16 protein-coding genes are annotated in these 19,101 nt (G+C 44.5%); 15 read left to right on the top strand and 1 reads right to left on the bottom strand.

All coding sequences use genetic code 11. From position 1 onward, the window contains the following. The 3 genes from DMI82_RS08040 (at window position 1) to DMI82_RS08030 (ending at window position 3,277) form a co-directional block, all read left to right on the top strand. Window positions 1-861, top strand: a complete 861-nt coding sequence (locus DMI82_RS08040; protein ID WP_110103021.1) for an alpha/beta hydrolase — start codon at window positions 1-3, stop codon at window positions 859-861. Window positions 862-944: 83 nt separating this feature from the next. Then, a complete protein-coding gene (locus tag DMI82_RS08035; protein WP_015524396.1) occupies window positions 945-1,934 on the top strand; it encodes a Guanosine polyphosphate pyrophosphohydrolases/synthetase in 990 nt (329 codons plus the stop codon). 11 nt (window positions 1,935-1,945) lie between these two features. Further along, complete coding sequence (locus tag DMI82_RS08030; RefSeq protein WP_110103020.1) at window positions 1,946-3,277, top strand: MATE family efflux transporter; 1,332 nt, start codon at window positions 1,946-1,948, stop codon at window positions 3,275-3,277. 125 nt (window positions 3,278-3,402) lie between these two features. Here the strand turns inward: DMI82_RS08030 and DMI82_RS08025 are convergent, their stop codons facing one another. Next, window positions 3,403-3,894, bottom strand: coding sequence for a DUF2798 domain-containing protein (locus DMI82_RS08025; RefSeq protein WP_110103019.1), 492 nt, complete (start codon window positions 3,892-3,894; stop codon window positions 3,403-3,405). A gap of 488 nt (window positions 3,895-4,382) precedes the next feature. Here DMI82_RS08025 and eno point away from each other — a divergent pair, with 488 nt between their 5' ends. From eno to DMI82_RS07965, 12 genes are all read left to right on the top strand, one after another. Next, a complete protein-coding gene (eno, locus tag DMI82_RS08020) occupies window positions 4,383-5,678 on the top strand; it encodes a phosphopyruvate hydratase (protein WP_044961624.1) in 1,296 nt (431 codons plus the stop codon). A 139-nt stretch (window positions 5,679-5,817) separates the two neighbouring features. After that, entirely contained in the window at window positions 5,818-6,594 is a 777-nt protein-coding gene (locus tag DMI82_RS08015) for an ABC transporter permease (protein WP_044961662.1), read from the top strand. 12 nt (window positions 6,595-6,606) lie between these two features. Further along, the gene (locus tag DMI82_RS08010) at window positions 6,607-7,344 is read left to right on the top strand and encodes an ABC transporter ATP-binding protein (RefSeq protein WP_021651749.1); all 738 of its coding nucleotides are present in this window, start codon (window positions 6,607-6,609) and stop codon (window positions 7,342-7,344) included. 149 nt (window positions 7,345-7,493) lie between these two features. Then, complete coding sequence (gene larB, locus DMI82_RS08005) at window positions 7,494-8,237, top strand: nickel pincer cofactor biosynthesis protein LarB (RefSeq protein WP_022426321.1); 744 nt, start codon at window positions 7,494-7,496, stop codon at window positions 8,235-8,237. Then, window positions 8,238-9,623 (top strand): nickel pincer cofactor biosynthesis protein LarC, encoded by a 1,386-nt coding sequence (gene larC / locus DMI82_RS08000; protein ID WP_110103018.1) that lies wholly within the window; start codon window positions 8,238-8,240, stop codon window positions 9,621-9,623. It abuts the gene before it with no gap. A 138-nt stretch (window positions 9,624-9,761) separates the two neighbouring features. After that, window positions 9,762-10,790, top strand: a complete 1,029-nt coding sequence (locus tag DMI82_RS07995; protein ID WP_110103017.1) for a LacI family DNA-binding transcriptional regulator — start codon at window positions 9,762-9,764, stop codon at window positions 10,788-10,790. A 408-nt stretch (window positions 10,791-11,198) separates the two neighbouring features. Beyond that, window positions 11,199-12,233, top strand: a complete 1,035-nt coding sequence (gene iolC, locus DMI82_RS07990; RefSeq protein ID WP_015524405.1) for a 5-dehydro-2-deoxygluconokinase — start codon at window positions 11,199-11,201, stop codon at window positions 12,231-12,233. Between the two features lie 18 nt (window positions 12,234-12,251). Further along, window positions 12,252-14,183, top strand: coding sequence for a 3D-(3,5/4)-trihydroxycyclohexane-1,2-dione acylhydrolase (decyclizing) (gene iolD / locus DMI82_RS07985; protein WP_110103016.1), 1,932 nt, complete (start codon window positions 12,252-12,254; stop codon window positions 14,181-14,183). Window positions 14,184-14,199: 16 nt separating this feature from the next. Continuing rightward, window positions 14,200-14,985, top strand: a complete 786-nt coding sequence (locus tag DMI82_RS07980) for a 5-deoxy-glucuronate isomerase (RefSeq protein WP_110103015.1) — start codon at window positions 14,200-14,202, stop codon at window positions 14,983-14,985. 138 nt (window positions 14,986-15,123) lie between these two features. After that, window positions 15,124-16,275 (top strand): iron-containing alcohol dehydrogenase, encoded by a 1,152-nt coding sequence (locus DMI82_RS07975; protein ID WP_015524408.1) that lies wholly within the window; start codon window positions 15,124-15,126, stop codon window positions 16,273-16,275. A gap of 119 nt (window positions 16,276-16,394) precedes the next feature. Then, window positions 16,395-17,342 (top strand): substrate-binding domain-containing protein, encoded by a 948-nt coding sequence (locus DMI82_RS07970; RefSeq protein ID WP_110103014.1) that lies wholly within the window; start codon window positions 16,395-16,397, stop codon window positions 17,340-17,342. A gap of 304 nt (window positions 17,343-17,646) precedes the next feature. After that, window positions 17,647-19,014: an MFS transporter gene (locus DMI82_RS07965; protein ID WP_015524410.1), complete on the top strand. Its 1,368-nt coding sequence runs from the start codon at window positions 17,647-17,649 to the stop codon at window positions 19,012-19,014. The last annotated feature ends 87 nt before the right edge of the window (window positions 19,015-19,101 follow it).

Raw genomic sequence — 19,101 nt, 5'->3', positions numbered from 1 at the left:
ATGATAAAAGCAGAAAAAAAGACACTGAAGCTTTCAGTAGAGAAGCCTCAGTATATTACAGTAAATGATGTTACTTACGCACAGGTGGATTCCTGGTTTGGACATTGCAGGCGGGATCTGAAACTGGATATAATCTATCCAGAAACAAAAGATGGAAAAATCTATCCCTGCATCCTCTGGATCTGCGGAGGCGCATGGCTGATGATGGATAAATCCGCACATAATCTTTATCTGAGCAGACTGGCATCCAGTGGTTTTGTAGTGGCAAGTGTGGAGTATCGTACTTCCAATCAGGGCCCGTATCCCATGCCGCTGCAGGATGTAAAGGCAGCTATCCGTTATCTGAAAGCCCATGCAGACCGGTTCCGCATCAACAAAGAGCAGATAGGAGTTATGGGAGAGTCTGCCGGAGGATATCTTACCTGTATGGCTGCGCTGGACAATGATCCGGCTCTGGATGTGGGAGAGTATCTGGAAGAATCCAGTAAGGTACAGGCTGCCTGCCCATGGTATCCGCCTACGGATCTTTCCGCATTTCCGTGTGAATCTGCAGAAAAATGTGCTTCTTCCGCAGAATCCCTTCTGCTTGGATTTAATTCCATGTTAAATAAAGAAAAGGCATACCAGAGCAGTCCGGTTTCCAAAGTTACGAAGGATGCACCGCCATTTCTGATCATCCATGGCAACTGCGATCAGGTCGTTCCTTATGTTCAGTCGGAAACTTTATACGGACTTCTGGAGAAAAAAGACTGTGATGTTACTTTGCTGACACTGGATGGTGCAGACCATGCAGATATCCAGTTTTTCCAGGATGAGGTATGGAACCGGATCGCAGATTTTTTCCATGAAAAACTGAAATAAATAAAAGACAGGAGCACAGATCATCCAGCAGTTGTTGTAAATATGTGATCTTGAAAAGACTAAAATAGAAAAGAGAAACACAAATGATAACATTAAACGATTATCTGTATTCCGGAGATACTCTTCTCCGGATACTGAAGAAATACATTCGGGATCTTAGGATAGAGGCGAAGGAAAAACACAATGAGATCGATCTGGTACACTGTAATTTTTTGATCCAGATCCAGGAGCTTCTGGAGCATAATGATTTCCTCACTGCCCAGTCTCAGAAGATTCGGGAATTTTATAAATATATGGCAGGGGAATATCCGTTTCTGGCGTTTACCTTCAAGGGAAGAATCAAATCCCTGATCCGTGCGGAGGAAAAATTTAACGGATATGTAGTAGAATTTATTTATGACTACTATAAAGAATATGGGGAATATCCTTCTGTATCCCAGATCAAGGAACGGTTAAGCTGTTTCCGCGATTTTATTGCCTACAGGATCGTTATCGCCATGCCCAGATGTCATCTGAAAAATGGTGAGAATGTCAGAGAAGAAGAGCTTCGTTATCTTTATGAGATCGCCAATATACTTCCGGGATTTCTGGAAGAAAGAGGATTTACCGCAGAGCCGGCCAGAGGAGTGCAGGAAAGTACATCGCCACTGCTCAGCAGAGAAGCAAAGCCTTACTATAGGGATTACATCTGTAATAACAGTGAGGATGATTATCAGTCTCTGCATATCACGTTTTATGATAACAGTTCCCGAAGCTATATGGAAGTACAGCTGCGGACCAAAGAAATGGATGATGTTGCGGAGATTGGTTCCGCCAACCATTTAAGCTATGAGAAAAAACAGGAAAGTGAACGCAGGAGAAGGGACGCGGTTCCCCAGGGGGAATGTATCTATTTTGACGAGGCCTATGAGCGGGGTATGCGGCTTCTTGGACTGGATCTTGCTGCGCTGGACGTTAATATGTTTGGTGCGGTAAACAACAGCCTGATCAATGATGGCTGCGGACTGTTCCGCGGAAGGATGATCCTTCCTTATGAGCATCTTTCCCGTTTTCAGAATGATATCGTTGACTGAGGGAGGATGACATGAAAGACTTGACAAAAGGGAAGCCTTCCACATTGATCCTGTCCTTTGCGCTTCCTGTATTTCTGGGAAATCTCTTGCAGCTGACGTACAGCCTGGCAGATACCCGGATCGTGGGAAGCTTTCTTAAAGAAGATGCGCTGGCGGCAGTAGGGGCCACCAGTCCTTTAAGCGGTCTGATCATCGGTTTTCTGATGGGCCTTGCAAATGGATTTGCCATTGTCACCGCACAGAAATTCGGTGCCGGAAACCGGGAAGAAGTACGAAAATCTTTTGCGCTGTCTCTTGTAATGGGCAGCGTGATTTCTCTGATCCTGACTGTTTTGGGACTTTTGTTTCTGCATCCGATCCTGAGGTTCCTGAATGTTCCGGATCATTTGACGGGAACTGCCAGGCAGTATATCTTTATTATTATCGCAGGTATGCTGGCAACGTTTCTTTATGATACCTGCGCGGCATCTCTGCGCGCACTTGGGGATACGGTGACGCCTCTTGTGATCCTGGCAGTGTCTGTAACTTTAAATATCGCAGGAGATCTGTTTTTTATTCTGGTAGTAAAAGCAGGAGTTCAGGGAGCTGCCGTTGCCACGGTACTTTCACAGACGCTGGCATTTCTTATATGCTGGTTTTACATGATCCGCAGGTATGAGATCCTACGGCTGAAAAAAGAGGATTTTTTCGGTCTCGAAAGAAATATGATGAAAAATATGCTGAGTGCCGGACTTTCTATGGGACTTGTAAGCTCTCTTGTAAATCTTGGTACACTGGCACTTCAGACCTCCATCAATCGGCTGGGAAGAGATATCATTGTGGCACATACAGCAGCTCGTAAGATCACAGAGATGTTTATGATCATGTTTGGCGTGTTCGGCCAGACCATGGCGATCTTCTGTGGCCAGAACGCAGGTGCAGGGAGAATGGACCGGGTACGCTATGGAATTGGTCTTGCAGTTCTGTATACCTGTATCTGGTCCGTGATGACTGTGATCTTCAGTTTTACCATTGGAAAACAGCTGATCTATCTGGTCACAGGAAGCCATAATGAAACGGTGATCCGCAATGCCGCCAATTATCTTAAATTTGATACGATCTTTTATTTCGTAACGGCTGTGATCAGTGTCCTCAGAAATGCTATGCAGGGCCTTGGAGAAACGGTGATCCCTCTGGTTTCCAGTGCGCTGGAGATGATCGGAAAAGTAGTGATCGCGGTGACTCTGGTGCCACTTCTCGGATATACCGGCGTGATCGTAGCAGAACCGATAGTCTGGGTCATTATGGTGATCCCGCTGATCGTGAAGATACTTAAGATGCCGGAATTAAAGAAAACAGTCTGAGAGATTCGAAGATCCGATGAGAAAGATTCGCGTGAAAAATAAAAAGCACATTGTATGGAATGAGCCGCCACCGGAAAGTATGACTTTTGGGGTGGTTCAACCATAGCAATGTGCTTTCTTTAATTTTACATAGTTTCTGTCGCTTCTTTTACGTTTTCCTTTTCAGGAAAGATATGTCTGAAAATAAAACGTACGATCGGACCTGCATAGATTAGCTGCCAGAAGAATGCCATCGGGAAGTTGAATGCGGTTGTCTGAAGCCATACAGCTACAAACTGATTTCCTGCATCCTTAAAGAGAATGGTTGCCGCGAGGCTCATTAACGGGCACATGAAAGCAACGGAAGGAACGGAGATCGCAAGGATCCTGCTGAACGGATGGCAGCTTTTGAAATCTACCATGCGCATTGCACAACCAAAAGCAAGCTTGGATACAAGGAAGAAGTCAAGGATAAATGCGATCGGTCCCATGATCACCAGTTCATGAAAAGCGTCAAGGAACACACGGTTTGTCATACTCCCTGTGTTCAGGGAAATGTTGTAGCAAATCATGGCGTAAACCATGAAAAATACCATGATAAGGGTAAAGATAACTTCCTGAAATTTGTTTTTTGGCATAAAAAATCCTCCTTTAAAATGATTAAGTGATAATGTAAAACCTCAGAGCATGTGTTGTTCGTTAATCATTCAGGAGAATGTGCGTTTCCAATATATGACAGGATTTTGTCATAAACCATATTCGGTTTTTTGACCAAATCAAACTGCGAAGCAGTTATTTGGCTGTAAGCAGGCAGCAGAGCGGTTTACGAATATCCGCTTGATACCGGCGGTTATGATATCATAAGTAGTAAAGCCTTGTCAATAAGTAAAATTCGCAACATCCTGCGGAATGTTCTGAAAAAACATGGAAATATCAGAAGAGTAATTGAGAAAAAAATGGCAATAACTCCTCTTGACCGTTAAAGTTAGATATAGTAAACTTGTAAACAGTTAGCGGATTCTAACTAATGCGTAAAATTTGTGGCGGGCCGTATCCCCTGACAAAATGCGGCCTGAACAGGAGTTACGGACAGGGCGAAAAGACCAGACAGGAGGATAAATATCAAATGGATTATTTAGAGATTGAGAAGGTCATTGGAAGAGAGATCATTGATTCAAGAGGAAATCCGACCGTAGAGGCAGAGGTTTATCTGGCAGATGGAACGGTCGGAAGAGGAGCAGCACCAAGCGGAGCGTCCACAGGAGAATTCGAAGCACTTGAGCTGAGAGATCAGGATAAAAGCCGTTTTGGAGGAAAAGGTGTTTCGAAGGCCATTGAAAATATCAATACAGTAATTAATGATGCGCTGGCAGGAATGGATGCATCTGATATTTATGCAGTGGATGCTGCCATGCTCAAAGCAGATGGAACAAAGGACAAATCAAAACTGGGCGCAAATGCCATTCTTGCGGTTTCTATTGCGTGCGCACGTGCGGCTGCGATTTCTCTTGACATCCCCCTTTACAGATTTCTTGGTGGGGTGAACGGAAACAGACTTCCGGTTCCGATGATGAATATCCTAAACGGTGGTGCACATGCTGCGAATACCGTTGATGTTCAGGAATTCATGATCATGCCGGCAGGAGCACCAAGCTTTAAAGAGGGACTTCGCTGGTGTACGGAGGTATTCCACGCTCTTGCTGCACTTCTGAAAGAAAAAGGCCTTGCAACAAGCGTTGGAGATGAAGGTGGTTTTGCACCAGACCTTGGAAGCGATGAGGAAGCCATTGAGTACATCCTTGAAGCAGTGAAAAAAGCAGGATATGAGCCTGGAAAGGATTTTGTACTTGCCATGGATGCTGCATCCAGTGAGTGGAAAGGAAACAAAAAGGGGGAGTATGTTCTTCCGAAATGCGGAAAGAAATTTACATCTGCGGAGCTTGTTGATCACTGGAAAAATCTGATCGAAAAATATCCGATCTACTCTATTGAGGATGGCCTTGATGAGGAAGACTGGGAAGGCTGGCAGATCATGACAAAAGAACTTGGAGGAAAAGTACAGCTTGTAGGTGATGACCTGTTTGTTACAAATACAGAGCGTCTTGAGAAAGGTATCAGCCTTGGCTGCGGAAATTCTATTCTGATCAAACTGAATCAGATCGGTTCTGTATCTGAGACTCTGGAAGCCATCAAAATGGCACATAAAGCTGGCTATACAGCGATTTCTTCCCATCGTTCCGGAGAGACAGAGGATACAACCATTGCAGATCTTGCAGTGGCACTGAATACCTGCCAGATCAAGACAGGAGCTCCTTCCAGAAGCGAACGTGTGGCAAAATATAATCAGCTTCTCCGTATTGAGGAAGAGCTTGGTGATGCAGCAGTATATCCGGGATTCCGGGCATTCAATATCAAGAGATAAGATCATAACTAACACATTTCTCAAAAAGGTACGCTTTGGCGTGCCTTTTTTTGGCGAAAATAAGGTTGCCAGATTTCTCAAAATAGTATATTATGATTTACAGCCGTGTGAAAAAATAAAATTGAATATTGGAGATGCTATGAAAGAATACGTAAATACTTTTATGCGTTACAGGTTTCTTCTGGGAGAGCTTGTAAAAAAAGGAATCAAACTGAAGTACAGACGTTCCTATCTTGGTATCATCTGGTCTCTTCTTGAGCCGTTGCTTACCATGATCGTACTGACGATCGTATTCGGTACCCTGTTTGGAAACAAGGATCGGACATTTCCTGTATATATCCTGACAGGACGTCTTTTGTACACATTCTATTCCAGTGCCACAAAAGCGGCATTGAAATCAGTAAGAGCGAATTCGGCAATGATCAAGAAAGTTTATGTGCCAAAATATCTCTATCCGCTGTCAAGTGTACTTTTTAACTATGTGATCTTCCTGATCTCACTGATCGTGCTGGTTCCGGTAGGAGCAGTACTTGGTGTGGAGCCGACACTTTATATGCTCCAGATCCCGATCGCGCTGATCCTGGTATTTCTGTTGTCTTATGGTTGTGGAATGATCCTTGCTACGATTGGCGTTTTTTTCAGAGATATGGAATATCTGTGGTCAGTAGCGCTGATGCTGATCATGTATACCTGTGCGATCTTTTATTATCCGTCCAGACTGCTGAAAAGTGGTTTTTCATGGATCCTGAAATATAATCCGCTGTACTGTACCATCGATGTTTTTCGTTCAGGAATGTTCGGGGAGCCGATGAACCTGCATTATGCGGCATACGCACTGGTATTCAGCCTTGTGACGATTGCCATCGGAATGTTCTGTTTCAAGAAGAAACAGGATGAGTTTATCCTTTATATTTAACAGGAGAAAAATATGGAAAAACCTGCAGTAGTTGTAGATAACGTAAGTATGAAGTTTAATCTCAGTAAAGAAAAGGTAGACAGCCTGAAGGATTACGTGATTAAATTCTTAAAAAAAGAAATTAAATATAATGAATTCTGGGCTCTTCAGAATGTTGATTTTGAGGTGAAAAAAGGTGACCGTGTAGGAATCCTGGGACTTAATGGAGCGGGAAAAAGTACTCTGCTCAAAGTAATTGCCGGTGTATTCAAGCCTACCGAAGGCAAGGTGGTCCGAAACGGACGTCTGGTCCCTCTTCTGGAACTGGGAGCCGGTTTTGATTCGCAGTATACAGGACGTGAGAATATTTTTCTGTATGGTGCGATGCTCGGATATTCCAAGAAGTTTCTGGAATCGAAATTTGATGAGATCGTTGAGTTTTCTGAACTGAAGGAATTTATCGATGTCCCTATTAAGAATTATTCTTCCGGTATGAAGGCAAGACTTGGATTTTCCATTGCCACACTGGTATCACCGGATATCCTGATCCTGGATGAAGTCCTTTCTGTAGGAGATGCCAAATTCCGGAAAAAGAGTGAAAAGAAAGTCTTAAGTATGTTTGATAAGGGCGTTACGGTACTGTTTGTATCCCATTCTCTGGAACAGGTACAGCGCTTGTGCAATAAAGCAATGATACTTGAAAAAGGAAAACTGATCGCATATGGAGATATTGATGAGATCTCGGCCAAATATACGGAGATGATCAGATAAAGAACAGAAGGCGGCCTAGGCAGTCGCATAAATAAAAAGAACCGGACAGTGAACGGTTTGAATAGCAGATAGCCAGACGATTTGCGGAAATGATGCAAATGTCTGGCTATTGTGTTATTATATTACGAAGAAAACAGGGAGGCAAAAAGATGACTTTACAGCAGATCCTTGAAAAGGTAAAAAAAGGCCAGCTCTCTGTGGAGCATGCAGAGGACCTTCTGAAAAAAGAGGGATATGAAGAAATGGATTATGCGAAGCTGGATACTACCCGAAAAGCGAGGACCGGTTTTGCGGAGGTAGTTTACTGTGCGAGAAAAGCAGACGAACATCTTTTGAATATCTATCAGAAACTTTATGAGGAAGATGGAGAAGTCTTTGGAACAAGGGCGTCAGAACATCAGTATGAACTGGTAAAAAAGGTTCTTCCTGATGTGGTTTATGATCCGGTTTCCGGAATTTTGAAGATTGAAAAAGAGAAGGAGCATATCGGAAAGGTGGCAGTGTGTACAGCCGGAACAGCAGATATTTCTGTTGCGGAGGAAGCTGCCCAGACAGCAGAGTATTTCGGCACACATGTGGAGAGGATCTATGATGTGGGAGTCAGTGGTATGCACAGACTCTTTTCCAGGCTGGATACCATCCAGGAGGCTAACTGTGTGGTTGCGGTAGCAGGAATGGAGGGTGCGCTGGCAAGTGTTATGGGTGGTCTTGTGAAACGTCCGGTGATCGCGGTACCTACTTCTGTGGGATATGGCGCCAGCTTTCATGGATTGTCAGCGCTTCTGACAATGATCAATTCCTGTGCCAACGGAATTGCAGTAGTAAATATTGACAACGGATTTGGGGCAGGATATCTGGCAACCCAGATCAATCGGCTTGCGGAGGGAAAATAAATGAGAAACAAATTATATCTGGAGTGTACCTCCGGGATCAGCGGGGATATGACAGTTGCGGCTCTTCTGGATCTGGGTGCAGATCAGAAAAAACTGGTGAGAACTCTTAAAAGTCTGCCGGTAAAAGGTTTCGACATAAAGATCAGCCGTGTGATGAAATCAGGGATCGATGCCTGTGATTTTGATGTACTACTGGATCATGAGAATCATGATCATGATATGAAATATCTGTATGGGCATGATGGAGATTCTCACAGCCAGGATCATGAGGAACATCATTATAAACATAGTCAAGAAGCCCTGGAATCCCATGAGCATCCCAATTCTCATGAACATCATGTACAGGAAACCCATGGAAACAGTCATACATATACAGAAACGATGCATTCCCACCACGGACACCATCACCATGAACACCGTGGCCTTAACGAGATCATGGAGATTATCGACCATGCAGATATGACAGATCGTGCAAAATCCTATGGAAAAAGGATTTTTAAGATTCTTGCCGAGGCAGAAGCAAAAGCCCATAATGTACCGGTGGATCAGGTCCATTTCCATGAAGTGGGTGCAGTGGATTCCATTGTGGATATTCTTTCTGTTGCAATCTGTATGGATGATCTGGATGTGGAGGAAGTGATCGTTCCAAGACTTTGTGAGGGTAGCGGAACGATTCGCTGTCAGCACGGAATCCTTCCGGTGCCGGTACCGGCGGTAAGTAATATTGTAAGTGCTCATCAGCTGAAGCTGCATATCACATCGGTGCAGGGTGAACTGATAACGCCTACAGGAGCAGCCATTGTGGCGGCATTCCTTACATCAGAAAAACTGCCTGAAGATTTTACGGTGGAGAAGATCGGTATCGGAGCAGGCAAGCGCCAGTATGAGTGCCCGGGAATTCTCCGTGCCATGCTGATCCGGGAATCCGGGGAGGAGGCTTCAGGCAATGATGCTTGTACGGAAATAGACACCATTATAAAGCTGGAATCCAACATTGATGACTGTACAGGAGAAACGCTTGGCTATGTTATGGAGCTTCTGTATGAGGCAGGAGCCAGAGAGGCCAATTACATGCCTGTATTTATGAAGAAAAACCGTCCGGCATGGCTGCTTACCGTTCTATGTAAAAAAGAACAGGTTTCAGCGATGGAGCAGATCATTTTCAGAGAAACGACAACCATTGGGATCCGTCGCCAGGAGATGGAGAGAACCATTCTGAAAAGAGAGAAAAGAACGGTTACAACCCCGCTGGGAAATGTAGAAGTGAAGGTCTGCACTTTTGACGGACAGGAATATTATTATCCGGAATACGAAAGCGTAAAAAAACTTTGTGAAAAAACAGGGATTTCTTATAAAGAAGTATATCATATGGCTGTGCGGGGATAAGATCGGGTTGGTTGCCTTGTATAATGCACTTACATATTGACACCTTTTCGAAAAAACTATATAAATGTATATAGAAAGATTATTGCCGGACGGAACAGTTGGCAACGACACAGTAAGGCAGAGGCAGGAGAAGGATTTATGGCGGTAACAATACAGCAGATTGCAGAACAGGCAGGGGTTTCCAGGGGAACCGTGGACAGAGCATTGAACCACAGAGGACGGATCAATCCGGAGGTGGCAGAGAGAATCTGCCGTCTGGCGGACGAGATGGGATATGTACAGAAAGAACGGAAACATTCCAGAACAGCTAAAGATGAAAGACTGAAGATCGGAGTGGTGACACAGCTTGCCAGATCTTCTTTTATGCAGGAAGTAAATCGTGGTATTGAGAAGGCAGCCGTGGAACTGAAAGAAAAAGGGATCCAGCTGATCCTGAAAGAGGGTCTTTCCGTTGATGAAGAGGAACAGCTGCAGGCCATTGAGGAACTGGAACAGGAAGGAATCCGGGGACTTGCGATCATGCCGGTAGACAGTGAGACTGTCCGGGAGAAACTGAATGCTTTGATCGAAGAGAAGAATATCCCAGTAGTAACCTTTAACTCTGATATTGTAGGAACGAGAAGAACCTGTTTTGTGGGAATGGATAACCGCAAGAGCGGACGTACCGCAGCCGGACTTCTTGGAATGCTGACAAGAGGAAATGGAAAGATCCTGATCATCACCGGATATTTCAGCAATCATGTTGACAATCAGCGAGTGGATGGCTTTGTGGAGGAAGCCAAGCGGGCTTTTCCACATCTGGAGATCGCCGGTGTTCACGGAAGCTTTGATGATGCAGCTGAGGTGGAGCACATTATAGAAAATGCCATGATGAGTACTTCAGGGATCAGCGGGATCCTGGTGGTATCCGGAGGCCAGGCAGGAGTGGGTAAGGCATTTGAAAAGCTGAGACTTGACCGCAGGCCCTACGTTGTGATCTACGATCAGACTCCGAAGAATGAACGGGCACTGAAGAATGATCATGTGGATTTTCTGATCGACCAGAATGGATATGTCCAGGGGTATGAACCGCCAAGGATCCTGGCGGATATCCTGACAAAAGGACAGGAGCCGGAGAGAGAATATCTCTTTACAGATATCAAGATCAAAACAAAATATAACCTTTGAACATGTATTGTGCAAAGTATCATATAAAATAGTCTGCAGGATGAAAACTGCAGGCTTTTTTATATTACAGGAAATCTGTAAGATACTACGATATGGAATATAGATTCCAAGAAAACGACTGTCTGGATACATTTGATTGCGTGCCAATAGCGTGCCAAAAAAATAAACACGCAAATGCACATGTAGATAATAGCTACTTTGAACAAAACAAAACTACAAAAATTGTATAGAATAACTGAAAAAAAGAAAAATGAAAAGAAGTACTTGCCCAAATTGTAAAACGGTGCTATATTAACATCATAAGAAACACGCAAGAAAGCACGCTAAATAAAAGAAAAAGCACGCAAATCAAAAAAGCACATAAAAAAGAAGTAAAAAATAAACCATCAAACAAACGGAGGTAAGATCATGAAGTATATCGAATTTGATGAATCCAGACCAATGGACCTGGTGCTCCTTGGAAGAGTTGCCATTGATTTTAATCCTGCTTACAACGATCAGGTAAAGGAGGAGTTCAAACCCCTGAAGAAGGTACATATGTTTGAGAAATTTGTAGGAGGATCTCCTGCAAACATCGCTGTAGGTGTTACCAAGCATGGCCTGAAAGCAGGATTTATCGGAAAGGTTTCGGATGATCAGTTCGGTGAGTATGTTGTAGATTATTTTGATGAGAGAGGAATCGATACCTCACAGATCACAAAATGTACAAACGGAGAGAAGCTGGGACTTACCTTTACCGAGATGCTTTCTCCAAAGGAAAGCAGTATCCTCATGTATCGTAACCGTATCGCAGATCTGCAGCTTCATGTAGACGACATCCACGAGGATTATATCAAAAATGCAAAAGCGATCCTCATTTCCGGAACTGCTCTTGCAGAGAGCCCTTCCAGAGAAGCAGCGATCAAAGCAGTTATGCTTGCTAAGAAAGTAAACACAAAGATCATTTTTGATATTGATTACAGAGAGTACAACTGGAAGAATGCAGATGAGATTTCCATCTACTATTCCATCGTAGCTAAGGAAGCTGACATCATCATGGGCTCCAGAGAAGAGTTTGACCTTACAGAGAAACTGATCAAAGAAGGCATGACTGATGAGGAGAGTGCAGCTTACTGGCAGGCAAAAAATGCAAAGATCGTTGTCATCAAACACGGTATGAAGGGTTCCACAGCCTACACAGTTGATGGACAGAAGTTCAGCATCAAGCCATTCCCGGTTGAGGCAAGAAAAGGCTTCGGCGGCGGCGACGGATACGGCTCCGGATTCCTGTATGGACTGTATCAGGGTTGGGAGATCATTGACTGCTTGGAGTTTGGTTCTGCTGAGGCATCCATGATGGTTAAGAGCAACAACTGCTCCGATTCCCTTCCGGGACCGGATGAAGTTCACGCATTCATTAAAGATGAAAAAGAAAAATTCGGCGAAATGATCGCAAGAGTATAAAGAAAAGGAGTGGAAAAAATGGCAAAGACAGTAAGAATGACAACTGCACAGGCAATTGTAAAATTTCTGGATAATCAGTATGTTTCCATGGACGGAGTGGAGACAAAATTCGTAGAAGGATTTTTCACGATCTTCGGACACGGTATTGCTGTAGGACTTGGTGAGGCACTGGATACAAATCCGGGACAGCTGAAGGTTCTTCAGGGAAGAAATGAGCAGGGTATGTGTCACGTTGCTACCGCTTTTGCAAAACAGAGCAACCGCAAAAAAATCATTGCATGCGCTTCCTCCATCGGACCTGGAGCTGCAAACATGGTAACAGCATGTGCAACAGCAACTGTAAATAATATTCCGCTTCTTGTATTCCCGGCAGATACTTTTGCATCTCGCCAGCCTGACCCGGTTCTCCAGCAGCTGGAGCAGAGCAGCAGCCTTGCCGTCAGTACGAACGATGCATTCAAGCCAGTCTGCAAATACTGGGATAGGATCACAAGACCGGAGATGGTCATGACCGCTCTGATCAATGCAATGAGAGTTCTTACAGATCCGGCTGAAACAGGTGCATGCTGCATCGCACTTTGCCAGGATGTTGAGGGTGAGTCCTTTGACTTCCCGGAGTACTTCTTCAAGAAGAGAGTGCACAGGATCACAAGACCGGTTGCAGTAGAGGAAGAGCTTGAGGATGTGGCAGAGGTCATCGCAGGAGCGAAGAAACCGCTTATCGTTGTTGGTGGTGGTGTCCGTTACTCAGAAGCCGGAGAAGCTGTTGAGAAATTCTGCGAGGAATTCAAGATCCCATTCGGCGAGACACAGGCCGGAAAGAGCGCCTGCCAGTCCGGCAATCCGTACTGTCTTGGCGGTATCGGTGTAACAGGAACCTACGCTTCCAACATCATCGGTAAAGACGCAGACGTGGTAATTTCTATCGGTTCCAGAATGTCTGACTTTACAACAAGCTCCAAGCATCTGTTCCAGAATGAGGATGTTCAGTTTGTAAGTATCAACAACTGCAGATTCCACGCATACAAGATGGATGCAGTAAAAGCAGTGGGTGATGCAAAAGCTACCGTAGAAGCACTAGCAGAAAAGCTTCGTGCAAGAGGATATAAATCTGCATACACAGATGAGATCGAGAAAGCAAAAGCTGCATGGGATAAAGAGATGGAGCGCCTTGGAAGCATTGAGTACACAGGAGATGATTTTGAGCCGCTGATCAAGGCAAGAGATCCTCGTACGATTCCGGAATATGTAAAGCTTACAAACGGAAAGATCACACAGACAGCAGCGCTTGCAGCCATCAACAGAACTATCGACAAAGATGCAACCATCATCACAGCAGGCGGTTCTCTTCCAAGCTGTATGCAGCGTATGTGGAGAACAGACAAACGTGGCGGATATCATGCAGAGTACGGATATTCCTGTATGGGATATGAGGTTGCCGCTACCCTTGGCGTGAAATTTGCAGAGCCGGATAACGAAGTATACTGCGTAGTTGGCGATTCCAGCTTCCAGATGCTCCACAGTGAGATCATGACTATCATGCAGGAGAGACAGAAAGTCAATATCATGGTATTCGATAACTGCGGATTTGGCTGCATCAACAACCTTGAGATGAACCACGGAATCGGAAGCCTTGCAACAGAGTTCCGTTATACAGACGGCAAGAAACCGACCGGAGATCTGATCCCTGTAGATTATGCAAAGATCGGCGAAGGCTATGGCCTGAAGACCTATACCTGCCGCACGATCCAGGAGCTGATAGATGCTCTGGAAGATGCCAAAAAGCAAGAGATCGCATGCCTCTTTGATCTGAAGGTTATCCCGAAGACTATGACAGACGGATATGAGTCCTGGTGGGATGTAGGAATCGCAACAACATCTGAGAAAGAAAGCGTAAGAAAGGCCTGCGAGGGAGTTATGAAAGGCCGTGAAGAGGCAAGACTGTACTAATCTGGGAGGTAAGAAAATGAGTAAAGTATTTGGTTATCCGGAATATGACGAAAAAGGCGAAAAGATTCTTACAACATACGATAATGAGTACAAGGCCATGATGATGGACATCCGTGTTTACCGTATGAAATCAGGAGAGACAAGAACATTTTTAAGAGAGGGTGAGGAGACAGCAGTTCTCCTCCTCTCCGGAAACATTACCTATAAATGGAACGGAAACGAAGCTGCAGCAACCAGAAAAGACGTGTTCACAGAGGGACCATGGTGTGTTCATGGATGCACAGGAACTGAGATTACAGTTGTAGCAAATGCAGAGTCACAGATCCTTGTTCAGTGCACAAAGAACGAGAGAGATTTCGGTGCAAAACTCTACAAACCGGAAGATGCTCCGTGGGGATATTCCTGCGTAGGCAAGTTCGGAAATGTTGCGAAGAGAAGAGTAAACACCATCTTCGATCATGACATTTCACCGGAGTCCAATATGGTTCTTGGTGAGGTTCTCAATGACAGAGGAAACTGGTCCGGATACCTGCCGCACAGACATCCGCAGCCTGAGACATACTTTTTCAAATTTGATCATCCGGAAGGGTTTGGAGCAAGCTTTGTCGGTGATCAGGTATTTAAGAGTACAGACGAGAGCTTTTCCGCAATTCCAGGAGGAGAGCTTCATCCGCAGGCAGTTGCACCTGGATATCAGATGTATACATGCTGGATGATCCGCCACATTGACGGAAATCCGTGGCTGCAGACAGACCGCTGCGAGGATGAGAGATATACCTGGCTTCATGACGCCGAGTTTTAAGGATTCGGAGATACTGATACTGGATCGTAAATAACAGGCAGCAGGAAGAGGAAAATGCTGTTGTTTGTGAGGAGCGGACAGCAGTAGACCTGCTGCTATTATGAAAAAAATTGTACTGACTGAAGGGAGATTTTGACAATGGCAAGAGAATTTATTGTACCTGGAGAAATTATTTCTGGTTCCGGAGCACTGGACATGGCAGAAGGAGCACTGAAACTCCTTGGTAAAAAAGCTCTGATCGTAACCGATAAAGTAATGATCGACCTGGGAAACTGTGCAAAAGTTGAGAAGGCGCTGACAAATCAGGGCATTGAATACAGCATTTATTCTGACATCTGTGGTGAGCCAACAGATACCATGATCGAAAAAGGCTTACAGATTTATAAAGATGAGAACTGTGACTTCCTGGTAGCTCTGGGAGGCGGAAGTCCCATTGACTCTATGAAAGCCATCGGCTCACTGGTAGTAAACGGTGGAAGCATTTCCGACTACATGGGAAAAGTGATCGATGTAAAGATGCCGCCAATGGCGGCGATCCCTACCACAGCAGGAACGGGATCTGAGGCAACACAGTTCACGATTATCACGGATACCAAAAAAGACATCAAGATGCTTCTTAAAGGCAAAGTTCTCATGCCGGATCTTGCCATTATCGACCCGCAGTTTACTATGACTGCACCTCCAAAGATCACAGCAGCAACAGGTCTTGATGCACTTTGCCACTGTGTGGAAGCTTATACATCCAGAAAAGCACAGACACTTTCCGATACTTTTGCAGTATCTGCAGTAAAGAGGATCTTTAAATATCTTCCGGTTGCATATAAAGACGGAAAGAATGAAGAAGCTCGTGTACAGATGTCTGTCGCTGCTCTTGAGGCAGGAATCGCATTTAACAATGCATCTGTTACCATTATCCATGGAATGAGCCGTCCGATCGGAGCACTGTTCCATGTAGCACACGGACTTTCCAATGCCATGCTTCTGAAGGAGTGCCTTACCTTTGCGCTTCCCGGAGCATACGACAGATTCGGAGCGTTGGGACGTGATATTGGTGTGGCGGATGCAACTGATTCTGATCAGGAAGCAGCTGAGAAATTCCTGAAAGCAGTAGAGTCACTTGTAAATGAACTGGATACTCCGACTCTGGAGCAGTTCGGTATCAATAAAGAAGAGTTCTTCAACGTCATCGACAAAATGGCACATGATGCCATGGACAGTGGAAGTCCTCAGAATACCATGCGTGATGTAACAGAAGAGGAAGTAAAAGAAATCTACAGAAAACTCTGGTAAAATGTAAATGTAAACCCTGCATTGCCAGATAGGAAAAGACTCCGGACCGGAGAAAAAGGCTCCGGAGTCTTTTTTCCCGTGGCAAATATAGCTGCAAAAGAAAAGGAGGCATATTCTTCATGAGAAAAAAGTATATCTGTATTCTGGTGGCAGTCATAGGAGTTTGCAGCCTTTCCGGATGCGGGTCTTCTGCAAAGAAAACAGAAGAAGAGCAGGTAACGATCGGTGTTGTTACAAAATCTAAAAGCAGTGAATATTGGTTGTCTGTCTGCGACGGAATGAAAGATGCGGCAGAAAAATATCATGCAGATGTGGTGATTCTGTCCCCGGATTCCGAAACAGAAGAAGAGGTTCAGAAAAATATGATCCGGGATCTTCTGAAAACCGATATCCAGGCGATGGCAGTTTCTCCTATAGATTCCTATGAATGCGAAGATTATTTAAATTTCGCAAGAGAAAAGGGGATTTCTGTATATGCCTGTGATACTCCCATAGAGGATTCAGAAATTCCTTATATTGGAATTGACAATGAAAAACTAGGCTATGAGCTGGGCGAGCAGCTTGCAAAGGCTCTGGATCATAAAGGAAAGATTGGCGTGATCGCCGGTGATTTTAAGCAGGCTGGACACCGGATGCGTGTTGCCGGATTTGAAAAATATATGGAAAAAGAGCCTGGGATCACCATTGAAATGGTTCGGAACGGATACAGCAATATGCGGGTTTCCCAGAAGGATGTGGATGAGATCCTGGTGAAGTATCCGGATCTTAACGGAATCATGGCCACAAGTGCAGTGACGGCCCTGGGGCTTTCAGAGGCAACTGAAGGACGGGAGATTTCTATTGTTTCCGTAGATGCTCAGGAAGATGCCTTGAAAGCGGTTCAGGATGGGCGTATTGTGGCGCTTGGCGCGCAGTCCGGTTATCAGATCGGTTATGAAACTATCCGGTATATTGTGAAGGATCTGGAGGGAGAGGGAACAGGAGAAGATGAGATTCTGGATTCCCAGGTGCTTACCGAAGAAAATATTGATACATATATGAAGGATGACGGACATGCTCATCCCTGATACAAGCAGGTTTCCATCCGCTGCTTATTATTTTTTACAATCCGGCAGAGGCATTGACTGATTCGGTAAAAAGTCAGGCTGGTATCCAAAAATAAAACACAAAACATAAAAATAGGACAAAAGAAGGATGTAGAGATATCAGAACCAGAAAAACTTTGGTACAGATTTAACAGTCAGGTAAAAATAATACCGAAAAAACTAAAATTTCTCATACTATGATAATCCCGTATTTTCGATAAAATAGAATCATCAAAAGGAAAGCGAAAATAAAAAACGAAAAGAAATGAAAGGGCGGGATAATAAGATGGAGAAGAAAAAACTTTCGGTATCAACAGGGCTGTGTTATGCTGGAGGAGATGTAGGATGTAATATCGTGTTCGGAATGATCGGAACACTGCTGACGCTGTTTTACACAGATTATGTAGGGATAAGCGCAGCAACAGTAGGACTGGTAATGTTACTTTCCAGATGCTTTGATGGATTTTCCGATCTGGTCATGGGTGTCATTGTAGAGAGGACCAATTCCAAATGGGGAAAATCAAGACCCTGGCTTCTGTGGATGAGCATTCCGTTTGCGCTGTCAGCAGTACTGCTTTTCACAGTGCCGCGTACAACAGGGATGCTTCAGTTTCTGTATCTCTTTGTAACCTATAACTTCTGTACGACCATATGCTATACAGCGATCAATCTTCCATATGGAAGCCTTTCTTCAATGATGATACGCGAATCATCAGAGAGAGATAAACTCAGTGTATTGAGAATGGGACTGTCACCTATCGGAAAGATCGTTGCAGCAACCTGTACACTGCCGCTTGTAAAGCTTCTTGGAAATGATCAGGCTGCATGGATCAAGGTTATGAGTGTATGGGCAGTGCTTGCACTTGCACTTCTGCTTCTCTGCTTCTTCAGATGTGAGGAAAAGGTTCAGATCGAAGCAAGAAAGAAAGATGAGAAGCTTCCGATTCCGACAATGCTGAAGGCACTTTTTGCAAATCAGTATTTCTGGGCAGTAATGCTTCTGTGGACAGTACAGAGTGTATCCTTTACGATCACAGGAACCATTCTTCCGTACTACTGTAAATATATTTTCAACAATGATACATGGATGTACAGCGCACTGTTCCTTACAGAAACCCTGGTTCTGGTAGTGGGAATCTTCATCTGCTCACCGTTGATCAAGAAATTTGGAAAAAGAAATATCGCATTTGTCGGCGGATTTGTTGCACTTGGCGGCCAGATTCTGTTTTTCCTGAATCCATACAGCTTCGGCTTCATGGTTATGAGCTGTGTCACACGTGCCATCGGACTTGCTCCACTGAACGCAGTTGTATTCAGTATGGTTGGTGATGTAGTAGAGTTCGGACAGTGGAAAAACCATATCCGTCAGGAAAGTCTGATCTTTGCAGGCGGTTCCATCGGAACAAAAGTTGGCGCAGGTCTTGCCTCCGCAGTGATCACAGGTCTTTTAAGCAGTTCTGGATATGTAAGCTCATCTGCAGGAATAACTGCACAGCCGGAAACAGCACTGGAGATGATCGTTTCTCTTTATAAATTTGGACCGATCCTCATTGCAGCAGTGATCATTGTAACGCTTTTCGGATATAAGCTTGACAAAATGTATCCGGCGATCATGCAGGAGCTTACCGAGCGCGAGGCACACGGACAGTTATAAACATTTTATTGTAAAACATATATTCAACCGCAAACAGGAAATCAGGCAGGGGTAGGATACTCCTGCTGTTTCCTGCGTTTATGGGCA

The sequence above is a fragment of the Blautia sp. BCRC 81119 genome, assembly GCF_003184505.1.
GTDB lineage: Bacteria > Bacillota > Clostridia > Lachnospirales > Lachnospiraceae > Blautia_A > Blautia_A fusiformis.
This window is presented reverse-complemented; position numbering and strand designations above follow the sequence as displayed.